Annotated in this window: 9 protein-coding genes; 1 reads left to right on the top strand and 8 read right to left on the bottom strand. The window is 60.8% G+C overall.

Annotated features, from left to right (window positions below):
* Positions 1–149: 149 nt before the first annotated feature.
* Complete coding sequence (locus ELR45_RS10940) at positions 150–794, bottom strand: dTDP-4-dehydrorhamnose 3,5-epimerase family protein (RefSeq protein ID WP_129665930.1); 645 nt, start codon at positions 792–794, stop codon at positions 150–152.
* Between the two features lie 226 nt (positions 795–1,020).
* On the opposite strand from ELR45_RS10940, the gene ELR45_RS10945 reads away from it, so the two are divergent.
* Positions 1,021–2,121 carry a polysaccharide pyruvyl transferase family protein gene (locus tag ELR45_RS10945; protein WP_129665932.1) on the top strand — a complete coding sequence of 367 codons (1,101 nt, stop codon included), beginning with the start codon at positions 1,021–1,023 and terminating at the stop codon, positions 2,119–2,121.
* Between the two features lie 19 nt (positions 2,122–2,140).
* Here ELR45_RS10945 and ELR45_RS10950 read toward each other — a convergent pair whose 3' ends face one another.
* From ELR45_RS10950 to ELR45_RS10980, 7 genes are all read right to left on the bottom strand, one after another.
* A complete protein-coding gene (locus tag ELR45_RS10950) occupies positions 2,141–3,517 on the bottom strand; it encodes an FAD-dependent oxidoreductase (protein WP_129665934.1) in 1,377 nt (458 codons plus the stop codon).
* 12 nt (positions 3,518–3,529) lie between these two features.
* Positions 3,530–4,696, bottom strand: coding sequence for an ABC transporter ATP-binding protein (locus ELR45_RS10955; protein WP_240759475.1), 1,167 nt, complete (start codon positions 4,694–4,696; stop codon positions 3,530–3,532).
* A 1-nt stretch (position 4,697) separates the two neighbouring features.
* Positions 4,698–5,732 (bottom strand): ABC transporter ATP-binding protein, encoded by a 1,035-nt coding sequence (locus ELR45_RS10960; protein ID WP_129666529.1) that lies wholly within the window; start codon positions 5,730–5,732, stop codon positions 4,698–4,700.
* 64 nt (positions 5,733–5,796) lie between these two features.
* Positions 5,797–6,936 carry an ABC transporter permease gene (locus ELR45_RS10965; protein ID WP_129665938.1) on the bottom strand — a complete coding sequence of 380 codons (1,140 nt, stop codon included), beginning with the start codon at positions 6,934–6,936 and terminating at the stop codon, positions 5,797–5,799.
* Positions 6,933–7,928 (bottom strand): ABC transporter permease, encoded by a 996-nt coding sequence (locus ELR45_RS10970; protein WP_129665940.1) that lies wholly within the window; start codon positions 7,926–7,928, stop codon positions 6,933–6,935. Before ELR45_RS10970 ends, ELR45_RS10965 begins: the two co-directional genes overlap by 4 nt.
* Positions 7,929–7,978: 50 nt before the next feature.
* Positions 7,979–9,967, bottom strand: coding sequence for an ABC transporter substrate-binding protein (locus ELR45_RS10975; RefSeq protein ID WP_205856396.1), 1,989 nt, complete (start codon positions 9,965–9,967; stop codon positions 7,979–7,981).
* 94 nt (positions 9,968–10,061) lie between these two features.
* Positions 10,062–12,728, bottom strand: a complete 2,667-nt coding sequence (locus ELR45_RS10980; protein ID WP_129665944.1) for a family 78 glycoside hydrolase catalytic domain — start codon at positions 12,726–12,728, stop codon at positions 10,062–10,064.
* Positions 12,729–12,840: the final 112 nt, after the last annotated feature.

The raw sequence follows: 12,840 nt of genomic DNA on the forward strand, positions 1-12,840 counted from the left end.
GTCCGTAGACGGACAAACCGGAGAGTAGCCCCAACGCACCAACCCACCTGCACGCGCATGACTGTCGGCGACCGTCGACTTATCGGCCGCCCAGGGGTGCATGCTTTCGGCGAGTGCCATGGCGGGCAGATGGGTGATAGGGCTCTCGGTCATACGGCCGGACTGGATGCATCGGCAGGCTGAGCAGCGGTCCAGTGCGCTTGGGCTGTGGCGTAGTGCGTCACACAGGTGTCAAAGCTGGGAAGAAGCCCCATCTCGAGCGCTTCCCGCAGGGTCGGAGCCTGAGCGTCCTTGTCGGACACGATCGGCTCGATATCGTCGGGCCAGGGCAGCGATAGATCCTCGTCGAACGGTGTGACGCCATGTTCCCGCGTGGGGTTGTACGCCGTGGAACACAGGTACGCCATGGTTGTCTCGTCTTCCAGCGCAACGAACGCATGCCCAAGACCCTCGGCGATGTAGAGCGCATGGACGTCAGTGGAATCGAGATGCACAGCATCCCAGCGTCCGAACGTCGGCGAGTCGACCCGCAGGTCCACGACCACGTCCAGCAGGGCACCATGCGGACACCACACGTACTTCGCCTGACCAGGTGGCGTATCGGCGAAGTGCACGCCCCGGATTGTTCCCTTCCGGGAGACGCTCAGGTTGACCTGTGCAAGAGCCAGCGGGTGCCCAAGCGTGCCGGCCAGCTCCTGCCCCTGGAACGGTGCAACGAAGCGGCCACGCCGATCCTCGAACACCTGCGGGATGAACTCGTACGCGTTGGGAATCGATAGTTCACGCATTTCCATGCAGCCAAACATACATTCATTCACGCCCAGACCTTTCCCGAAACGGTGGAATTGCCCTGCCGTTCACTCACGCGTTACAACAAAGTAACGTATATCCACACGATGCTTCGCCATTGGGAAATATCCGGTCGCTTTCTGACTTGTTCACCACCAGGCACATGCTCCACCATTAAAGGCAGGGAGAGCGCATAGCCGCGGTTCTAATCATGAGAATAGGAGCGACAACATGTCGATAATCCACTCGAGCGCATCGTCGACTAATCCCGATACTCAGCTGATCGAGAAACTCCGCACAACACTCGACGACGCACTTCGAGATGCTCTCGGTGGTGCATCCGAGGTTGCCCTGGTGAACTTCCACAACCTGTCAGCTGGGTGGCCGCGATGGGTGGGAAATCCTGGTGACATGGCGATCTGGCAAGCGGTTCACGCCTCTCTCCGCCGCCTGAACGTACGCGTCGCCTACCAGGCCGCGTACAACACCCTCTCCATCCCCGCCCTCAGGCGCGCCGTACCATTCGGCCCGGTACTGATCACGGGTGGCGGCGACTTCGGCGACCTGTACACCTTCGGAACGCCCGAAACCAGAGAGCGCTTGCTGGCGGAGCTCCGTGGTGTTCCCATCATCCAGCTGCCGATCGCTGTCTACTTCAAAGACCCTGCGAACACCGCACGGATTCAACGGATCATCGCTGAGCACAACAACTTCACGCTGATGGTGCGCGATCAGCTCAGCGAGCAGCGAGCCCGCAAGCACCTCGACACCGACATCCGCCTCACGCCCGACATGGCGTTTGCCCTTGGGCCTCTCCCAAGGCCTACAAAACCTTCCATCGACCTTGTCTGGAACGCCTGGAGGGCCTCCGACCCGGAGCATGTCGACCACGGTAGCCCTCCACCGGGGGTGGCCAGCCGCACGATCGAGTGGGCGAGCAAGGTCCAGGACGAACCCTCTGTGTCCATGCAGGACATGATTGTGCGCACGGCACACATTCAACTTGGCACCTTACTCGCCCGCTGGCCTTCCTTGCGCGGCGCACTGTGGCGTCCCTACGCAGCCACCTTCGAGCCGCTGTGCCGCGCCTCTATACGTCGGGGTCTCCGCCTGGAGAGCGCCGGGCGTGTCCTCGTGACCAACAAGCTCCACGGCCACATCTTTGCTCTGCTCGCCGGCATACCCCACGTGGTCCTCGACAACTCATTCGGCAAGGTACGCGGCGTGTACGAGACATGGACTTCCTCGAGCACCCTGGCACATTGGGTCGAAGACGGAGATTCGGCCCGGCGCCGTGCGCTTGAACTCCTCGAACTGCTACGCACGTCGTGAGATATGCCCTGCGGCCCACCTATACGGTCGGCTGGCGCAGGTCGATCTCCCGGAGAGCAGCGTCGACGTCGTCCCACGGCACCTTATGTGGAAGTAGGCTCCCCATTGCCGATAATGCCGCTGTCACACCGGCGGCCTGGCCCATGGCTACCGCGTTACCGGTGACTCTGTAGCTCGAATGCGCAAGGAAGTCCCCACTTATGCAGCGGCCGGCCATCAGGAGGGCGTCCACGTCCCGGGCGATGAGAGCACGCAGCGGTATGTCATATGGCTGAACCTCCACCTCTTTCCGCACGCCGCCACTCGTCTCCCGTTCCCGAGCAGAACTCAGGTAGCCGCCTTCCGCGGCGGACAGCGCATGAACGTCAACCCCCCAATGCGCCCGGCAGATGGCATCCTCATGACGCCTCCCATCGATGAGGTCATCGGCCGTAACCATGTAGCGCCCGTGTATACGCCGCCCTTCCCGCACTCCGATCTGATCGGCTGTAGCCACTATCCTGAGTCGTGCCCACGGCCCACCGAGGGAACGCAGGCCATTCACGATGCTGTGAAGCTCCGCCCGCGCCGCCATCGTTGCCTCGGTGATCTCACCGGCGCTCAGTGCTGAGACACCGTACTCATGATTGGCCATCATCGCGAAAAGATCGTCGTGGATAGCCCAAAGAGTTGGGCCCTTGTAAGACGGCTTGACGCCGGCGCGCTCAATCTCCTCTAGAAGTGCCCGGGTGCCCCCTCTGTAACGCTGCGAGGGGCTTGGCGCCGCCGCACTGTCACGCGGCACAGGTTTCCCTCCCGCGATGAACCGATCGATCTCTTCGATTCTGGGTCCCATGAGCAATGCCATCAGGCTCATGGGTTGAGCGTCACCGGTATCAGGATGGCCATAGTCATACCGGCACCCCGCAAGTGCGCCAACGTCGCCATCTCCCGTTGCGTCGACGAAAGCGTGCGCTGTCCATCCCTCTCGGCCTGACTTGGACTCAGATATGACGGCGGACAATCGACGCGACTCGTCGACCTGCGCCGTGACAGCTCTGGTGTGCAATTGCACTCGGACGCCGGCAGCACACGCAAGCTCTTCGAGCACGACTTTCATCATCTCAACGTCGTAGCTGAACTCGGTACTCCCACGGTCCGCACGCGCTCCACGCGCATCCAGAATCTCCGTCAACTCAGCCATGACACCCGGCTTGTCCGCCTCGATGATCCTGCTGAGCGCACCTGCTGTCCACACGCCGCCCAGGCAGCCACCCACCTCGAGCAAGGTCGTCCTCGCTCCCATGCGTGCCGATGACAGCGCCGCCGCGAACCCCGCCGGTCCCGCGCCACACACGACGACGTCCGAGTCTCCCGCTATTGGGGTATCTCTCTCTTGTTCTCGCAGAATCTTCATTGTGTCCTCCGCCTAGAGTGATGGGACGTGCCTTGGTTGCCTCGTCACCGTGCCTTCAGTCCCGGTCGAACCCGCGGCTCCACCCCACGGCGGAGACATAGCGAAATGGCATGCAGCGAAGCGACCAGACGACTCATGTGCGGCATCAGCGGAGGCCACCGGCAGCAAAGGCGGCTCCTCCTCCGCGCAGATACGCTGCGCGAACGGGCAACGAGTACGGAAGGAACAGCCCGCAATACGCCGACTCGCATCGGGCGCGTCACCTGAGATCGCAGCGGCCTGCAAGCGATACCTGGGATGGGGCTTAGGAGACGCATCGAGGAGGGCTTTGGTGTATGGATGCCTCGGCTGAGCGAAAAGTTCAGCCGTGGGCCCCAATTCGACCAGCTTCCCGGAATACATCACAGCGACGCGATCGCTGATGTGCTGCACGACGCCGAGATCATGAGAGATCATGATGTATGCGAGCCCGTACTGGGTTTGAAGGTCTCGGAGCAGGTTCAGAATCTGTGCCTGTATCGAGACGTCCAATGCCGAGACGGGCTCGTCGCAGACGACAAGTCGGGGATTCAGCGCGAGCGCCCGTGCGATGCCTATCCGCTGACGCTGGCCACCGGAGAAGGCATGGGGATAACGGATTCCGTATTCGCGACGAAGCCCCACCTGGTCCATCAACTCAAAGACCCGCTCCACGAGTCGTCCGCCTCGCGCTACACCATTGATCTTCAGCGGCTCCCCTATGATGTCCCGGACCCTGTGCCGAGGATTCAACGATGTATATGGATTCTGAAATATCATTTGAACGCCGCGGCGCAACCGCGATAGATCAGCGCCACGTGCGGTCCCCACATCTATGCTCGAATCATCGTGCGAGACCCGCTCTGAGCTTTTGCTTCCAGAATGGAAATGGATCTGGCCCGAGGTGGGCACCGCGGCACGCACGATCATCTTTCCCATCGTCGTTTTGCCGCAGCCAGACTCGCCGACCAAACCGAGCGTCTCGCCGTGATAGACATCGAAACTTACCCCGTCGACGGCCCGAAGGTTGCCAGTGGTTCGATGAAAAGAACCTCTCTTGATCGGATAGTGTTTTGCCACGTCCTGCACCCGCAGAACCACATCGCCCGTACTCTCGGGTGCGAGACGTCCGACGTCACGAAGTTCCCCGCTCTCACTCACGTTAGTCCCTCCTCTCCCCATGGCTCTCTTCCGCCAAGAAACACGCCGCCGTATGCGCGTCCCCGACCTTCACGAGTACAGGCTCGGACTGCTCGCACATGTTGGCCATGAATGCTGCACATCGAGGATGGAAGCGGCAGCCTGACGGCACGTCGTATGGGTTCGGCACGTCCCCGGCGATCGCCTGCAGCCGCCCGCTCTCCCCCACGTCCGTCTCGATCACCGGAACCGACTCCAACAGCGCGCGTGTATACGGATGCTGCGGGTTGTCGAAGAGTTCCCACACCGGCGCCTGCTCGACTACACGCCCCATATACATCACCGCTACCGCATCGGCGGCCTGTGCGATCACGCCCATATTGTGCGAGATCAGGATGACCGACATCCCCATCTCTCGCTGAAGATCGGCCAACAGAGTCAACACCTGACCTTGCACCGTAACGTCCAGCGCGGTCGTGGGCTCATCAGCAATCAGGATCGATGGCTGACATGACAGCGCCATCGCGATCATCGCCCGTTGCAAGAGCCCACCGGACAACTCAAACGGAAACCGATCAACCGTGCGCTCTGGTTGCGGAACCCCGACTCGCGCCAGCATGTCGATCACATGATGCCGCGCTTCTCTCTTCGACTTGTCCGTATGGATCCGAACCGCCTCCATGATCTGGCGTCCTATGGGGTATACGGGCGAGAAGGCCGCCATCGGCTCTTGGAAGATCATCGCGATCTCATTGCCGCGGACAGATCTCATCTCTCGGCCCCGTGGGTCCAAGCTCGCGAGATCCACCACTCCCCCATCGCGCTCGTGATACAGGATCTCGCCACCGACGATCTGTGCCTGCCCCGCCAGGATTCCCAAGATCGAACGGACCGTCACGCTCTTCCCACAGCCAGACTCGCCCACGATCCCCAGCGTCGAGCCTCGCTCAAGCGTCAAGGTCACATCATCAACTGCCCGGATTGTTCCCTCTGCGCCCGCAAAGTGTGTCATCAGGTTCCTGATCTCCAGGATCGGCTCTGGTCGCTCGTCCACCATGTGACTCAAGTCCACGCTCCGTCCCGGGCCCCGCGCACTCGCCGGAGCCAGGCTGTTCCTTCCATTACCGGCTGTATGGGTCTGCTGCGTCACGCAAACCATCTCCCAGGAAGTTAAAGCACAGAACGACCAGGACCACCGGTATTGCCGGCGTCAATTGCCAAGGATGCGCGGTGACGGCTACCACGTTCTGCGCATCTTGGAGCAACGTTCCCCACGAGACGGCCGGCGCCTGCATCCCGACCCCGATGAAGCTCAGCGCTGTCTCGCCCAGAATCATCGCCGGAATCGCCAATGTTGTCACCACGATCAAATGGCTGGTCAGGGACGGCACAAGATGGCCGAAAATGATCCGCCGACGTGACGCCCCCGCCACTTTCGCCGCCACCACGAAGTCCTCTTCGCGTAGAGCCAGCAACTTGCCCCGTACTTCGCGAGCCAGTCCCGTCCATGAGATGAAAGACAAGATCACGACGATGAAGAAGTAGGTTCGAATGATCGACCAATCCCGGGGCAGAGCCGCAGCTAGCGCGATCCACAGTGGCAATGCCGGCAGAGCGAGGATGAACTCAGTAACCCGCTGGATTATTGTGTCCACCACCCCGCCGAAGTATCCCGATATGGCACCGAGCAGAGTCCCGAGGACCAAGCCCAGTGCGACGCCCACAAGTCCTATGGTCAGAGAGATCTGCGATCCATAAATGATCCGCGAAAGGATGTCCCGCCCCAGCCTGTCGGTGCCCAAGAGCAACACCGGCGGCTCGCCGGCCTCGGTTGTGAACAGGCGGCGGTCCGTCTCTATCACGCCAAAGAGCTTGTACGGCTCGCCCCGCCCGAAGAACTGAATAGTCGACCGTTGCCCCCGGTCTTCGACGTGCTCGTATTGCAACGTCTGGGTATCCAGCGTCCGTTCACGTCCATACACGAACGGCGCGGCAAGCGTGCCGTCATCGATCACCCGAACCAAGGTCGGCGGCGCGTCCTGGTACCCCTCGAACCGTGTGTCTGCGCCGTAAGGTGCGAAGAAGTTCGGGGCCAGCGCCACGATGTACATCGCGACCAGCGCCCATAGCGACCACTTCGCGACACGGTGCTTCTTGAACTTCCACCACATCAATCGCCACTGGCTCGCATAGACGTACTGGGACTGTTCGTGCCCGACCGCAGTGGGCCCAGCCTTCTCGTGATCCACAATGCCACTCATCGGGAGACCCTTTCGAACCGTATTCTCGGGTCCAACCACGCCAGCAATAGATCTGCCACCAATGTGCCGACAACCGTGAGCACAGACAGGATCAAGATTATGCTTGCGGCAAGATAGACGTCTTGATTGATTACCGACCCCAGCAGCAGTGGCCCGGTCGTCTGAAGGTTGAGCACGATCGATACCAGGACCTCGCCGCCCACTATTGAGGGAAGAAGCCAACCGATAGTCGACACGATCGGATTGATGGCGATCCGCAAGGGGTAACGAACCAGAACCGCGCTTTCCCTCATCCCCTTCGCCCGTGCGGTGATGACGTACTGCTTCTCCAACTCGTCCAGTAGGTTTCCTCGCATCACGCGGATCACACTGGCCGTGCCGGCCGTACCGATGATCAGGACGGGAAACCATATTCGACTGAGCAGATCCAACACCTTGTCGAGGCTCCACGGCGCATCGACAAATTCTTCGGAGAAGGAACCGCTCATGTTCACACCGAACAACCAATGAAAAAGCCAGAGCAGGATGAGAGCGACCAAGAAGTTCGGCGTCGCCAGGCCGATGAAGCCCAGGAACGTGAACAGATAGTCGAAGAGCGAATTCTTGTGAACCGCGGAGTAGACTCCTATCGGCACCGCGACCGCGAAGATGAACGCCACGGTGGCAAGGGAGATCACGATCGTCAACGGGATACGTTCCGCGAGCAAGTCAGCTACCGGCCTGTCCCACTGGAATGACCTTCCCAGATCTCCGCGCAGGAAATCGCCCATCCAATTGAGATACCGAGCCCAGATGTTCTGGTCCAGGCCGTACTGCTGTATCAGCGCCGCTCGTTCCGCTTCGGTCATCTCGAAACCCTGCGAAGCACGTTGCGCCTCAATACGGCTGACCACGTCGCCAGGGGGAAGCTCGATGATGATGAACGACACGACCGAGACGGCGAACAGCACAGGCAGCAGCATCATGAGCCGACGCAGGACGTAGCCTCCCATGCGGTTCACCTACTCTCGCACTCGCAGTAACACGACTCGCGTACCGACGATCATTCTTCTATGTACCACTGTTCCATGCTCATCTCGACCACGACGCTGAAGACATCGCTGTTCCCCTCAGGAACATTCCGCAAGCGGGCCGAGAAGGGCATAGGAAGCTGCGTGGACTCTATCGGGACTATGGTCCAGATGTTCTCTCGATAGTTGTCGACCATACCGTCGGCGGCGGCACTTCTTTCCTGCGATCCGGGCTCGGCAGCCATCATCTGCTCATAGAGACCGTAAAGCTCTTGGACTGCGTCAGGCGGCTCCTCGCCACGTTCGCCGCCCGACGAGTACCACTCGCCCCACGCAGGAGCCCAGAAGGCACCAAACTTGTGTGGCAAGTAGTCTTCTCCATATCCGGCTGCCATGGCGTCTGGATCGGCAATCCAGAAGACGCTTGCCTTGACGTCGTTGCCAAGCTCCGCCTGCGTCCCGTCATCGATCTGGCGCAGCGTCGTATCGATTCCGACGTCCTTCCAGTACCCCGCCACCAGCTCGGTGATCGGTACGTGTGAGTCAGTGCGGGGCACGATCTCGAAAGGAATCGCGAACCGTTCGCCATCAGGCCCGAGCCGGAACCCCTCGCCATCGCGCTCGTCCAGGCCCATTTCGTCCAGAAGCCCGTTAGCTTCGTCCAGGCTATACTCCGCAGGATTGACTCGCTCCGGAACGGAGCCGAACTCGGAGAAGAAGAACGTATCCAGAATCTCCTGTCGGTCGATCGCGAGGCTCAACGCCCGGCGGAAGCGGAGATCGCGGACGACTTCTCTCCATGTGTTGTCTGGATGCGTGAGATTAAGCTCGAAGTTGATCGGACATCTGTAGTTGCGCGGCATATGTAGGTTCAATTCACCAGCATCACGCCGCTCCGCAAGCAGCGGCACGTGCTGAATTGACAGCTCCTGGCCCACGTAATCAAACTCTCCAAAGAGGGTCCGCGAAGCCAGTGCATCCACGTCTTCCACGACGGATGCACGGAGTTCATCCACGTACGGCAACTGATTCCCGTCGATGTCGACCTTGAAGTAGTACGGATTTCGCTCATACCGGAGAACGCTGGTTCCGCCGTCCGCCATCACCCATGGCGTCAACGTTGGATGACCCGCCCTGGTCCTGTCGGAGACATTCTGCACGCCGTCCATCTGTTTAGCATGGAAAAGATGGTGCCATTCTCCTTCGTCGATCGACTCGTCTTTCATCATCTCATTCAGAGCGCCAGCGTCGGCGTAGTTCTCGTGAAACTGCTCAAGGTAGTGCCGTGGCTTGATAACGTCGCCATAGCCCACAAAGCCGCTACCGGCAAGCTGGGCAGTAAAGTCCCCATAAGGCTCATCGAATACGAGACTGAACGTGTATTCATCGATGATCGTGAGTTCCGCAGGCGGCCCGTCGAACCGTCTTGCGGCGCGCAAATACGTCGGGACGGAGGGTGTTATCTGTTCGTTGAACAGGACGTCCTCGAATGCAAACCGAACATCCTCGGACGTTACTGGTTCACCGTCGGACCAGTGCAGTCCTTCACGCATGTGGAAGGTGAAACGAGTGTTCTCCTCGTTTGCCTCGTATCCGGCAAGGACATTTCCTTCGATCGACTCGCCGTCGACATATCCGAAGCCGCCCGGAGACCATAGGAGCGGCTCGGTGTTGGCTATCTGCACGCTGCGATCAAAGTTTGGATTCCGCTGCGGTAGTTGCAGTGTTCCGCCATATCGTCCGGGTTCGAAGCCGACCGGTCCGTCGTCGAGCAGTGTGCCAGGCCCGACAACGAAGGGCTGCTTGGGTAAGCGCCCGGCTACTGGCGGGAGCTCGCCCGCTTCGACCCGTCCCATGAGCATCGGAGATTCCCCGTAGTCTCCTGGGCTTGGCGTCCGGCGCACGTCCGAGGTGTCAGATCCACTGTTGCCCTCGCTGCCACCAGAAGTGCAGGCCGTGAGCAGCGCCGCGCTTGTCGTGCCCCAAATGAAGCTGCGTCGTGAAAGAGTTCGGCGTTCCACTGTGCTCCTCCTCGTTGAAAGAGATGCGGACTCGTTGGTGAGTAGCGGTAACTCCCCTTGTCGTTGCTGCTCCTCAAGCGTCTCGATGTTGCCCCTAGCGACCGCCTACCTGACGTGTCGCAGGGTTGCGTGTGCTTAGTCGGTAGCTTCCAGATGTCAGGCACTCAGGCTCTGCGCCGGGAAGAACGACATCGGCACTCGTGCCGGGCGGAATGACAACCTCCGCTGTGAAGCGATCGCCGTCCACGTACCACTTTGATTCAATCCGGCCGTAAGGAGAGTCGTGCGTGGCACTGGCGGACACGAGGCCACCTCCTGGGCAAGGCTTGATGGTGAAGTGCCGGTAACCGGGGAAGTCTTGGTTCGGCCGTATGCCGGCCACGTAGCGGTGCAGAAACGAGGCCACCGCGCCCTTGCTGTAATGATTGAGGGAACCGACGCCTTTGGGTGCGTTCGGTCTGCCTTCCTCGTCCAAGCCGGACCAGTGTTCCCACACCGTTGTGCCTCCCCGGTTGATCATGGCCAGCCAGGAGGGCTCGGCGTCCTGTAGGAGCAACTCGTATGCCACGTCGACGTGTCCTGCATCCGCAAGAACCGGCAGAAGGTCCGCGGTGGCAAGAAAGCCCGTGTCGAGATGTGTGTCCGCCTTGCGGATCAGGTCCACAAGACGCTCGGCGACCTGTGCTCTCGCGGCTCCCGGTACTAGATCAAAGGCGAGCGAGCGTACGTACGTCGCCTGCGTGTCGGGCTTGAGTAGACCGTCAGGCCGCATGAATTCAGCCTGCCAGGCTGCCTTCACCGACGCCGCGTACTCGTCGTACCGCGAACCCTCGTCTGCTCGCCCTACGACCCGAGCCATGTTGGCCAGCAGCTTGGTGGACCGGTAAAGGTAAGCTGTGGCAAGGCTGCTGTGATCTGCCGTGTGCAACGTGGCCATGTGCGATTCGATGTCGCCCGATCCGGAACTCTTCGACAGCATGTCCGGTTCGAGCCACTCACCGAAATGGAATCCCGTGTTCCATATATGGGGTTCATGCGGGGACAGTGGCTCCCGGGCAGACTCCCGCGGTGAATCTGGCTGCTGTCGAGCCTTTCGCTGGGCATAGTGCACCCACGCCGCCATCGAATCCCATTGCTGCGCGACCAGATCACGATCACCGTACGCCTGGTAGACCTCCCAGGGAACGATCACGGCGGCGTCGCCCCAGCCTGCCGATCCAAGCGGATGAAACGGTGCGGCCTCATGGTTGGGCGCGCAGTACCACACCTCACCCTCCTCGCGTTGGTCTGCGGCCAGGTCACGCAGCCACTTCGTTGAGAACCCCGCGACGTCGTAGAGGAATGCGGCGGTCGGTATGAAAATCTGCCAATCACCGGTCCACCCGGCGCGCTCACGTGTAGGACAATCCGTGGGGATGTCGCACGCGTTGCCGCGAAAACTCCACACGATCGCGTCGTGCAGCCGGTTGAGCCTGTCATCGCTGCATTCGAACCACCCCGTTCGTCGCAGGTCCGTATGGACGACGACGCCCCGCACTTCGCCGGATCTCAAGTCGTCCGGATGTCCCTCGACGCGGACATAGCGGAATCCGTGCGTGGTGTGCCGTGGCTCAAACGAATCGCCCATCCTTCCGGCAGAAGTGACCTGATCGCGCTGAAACGGCTCTCCACGTTCAACGGCGCCGTCGGCGATATGGTCGATCGTGAGATCGTCATCCGTATCCAGCGCCTCCCCATGAGTCAACGTAAGGGTGTTGCCGGCCGGCCCAAGGTTGCTGAGCCTGATCCAACCGTTAATGTTCTGCCCTAGATCAACAATTTGTCGGTCCGGATACGGTCGGCTCACCGTGACCGGTGACACCTCCTCAATACGCCGCACCGGAGGCGCTACAGGACCGCACATGCGACTGAAATCCACATCCGTAGCCGTCCGCACTGGCGCCCAGTCGGCCAGGTCGATGTCTGGATCGCACCAATCCAGGCGAACGTCACGGAGATCGACCACCTGGCCCCGCATAAGGTTTGCGCACTTGATGGGCCCACCAGCGTAGAACCAGTCACTCCCAGTCCCATAGCGGTTCAGGCTCCCGTTGAATCCCTGCACTTCAAGCTGAGCCAGCAGACCGACATGCATGTTCCGGTAGCGGGGCGTCCATCCGATCCATCCCCCGGAAAGCACGGCCGCAAGGACGTTCTCGCCGGCCACCAGCAGGTCGGTCACATCGAAGCTCTGCACTTGGAGGCGCGATTCATAGCTGGTGAAGCCGGGCGTCAGCTCCGCATCGCCCACCCTATGGCCGTTGATGAAGAACTCATAGATGCCGTGCGCCGTGACGTACAGCCGCGCTCGGCGCACCAGACCGGAAAGGTCGGCTGTTCCCCTGAACACTAAACATCGGTCGGCGTCTCGTTCGCCCTGTGTACACGTCGACGGCTCGATCCAGCTCGTCTTCCAGTCGGAGAGGTCAAGCAAGCCCATCTCCCACCGGCCGTATTCTGACCACGCTGATTCACCGATATCGGTCCACACTTTGACTGTCCAGTCCACGTGCTCGCGCGAGCACAGAGCAGGACCGGCGTAGGGCACCAAGATTGACTGGTCAGACTTCACCGTTCCCGAGTCCCACCGTCCGGCTCGAATCCGATACGCCAGCTGTCGCGTGCAGCCTTCGGGCAACCACCATGACAACCGTGGCTGAGCCATGGTGATGCCACACGCTTCCTCAAGGTGTTCAACCATGAGACGTTCAGGCTGCATCATGCTGAGCTCCCTTTCGTAGATTCGACCCCGGTAGCCGCCGGCAACACCGGCCGTTCCTGCTCTCCTGCGTCCCGGCCGCAACGAGTCCGGCCGGACACCTGCTATTCGCTTC

The sequence above is a fragment of the Phytoactinopolyspora endophytica genome, assembly GCF_004138495.1.
Classification (GTDB): Bacteria; Actinomycetota; Actinomycetes; order Jiangellales; family Jiangellaceae; genus Phytoactinopolyspora; species Phytoactinopolyspora endophytica.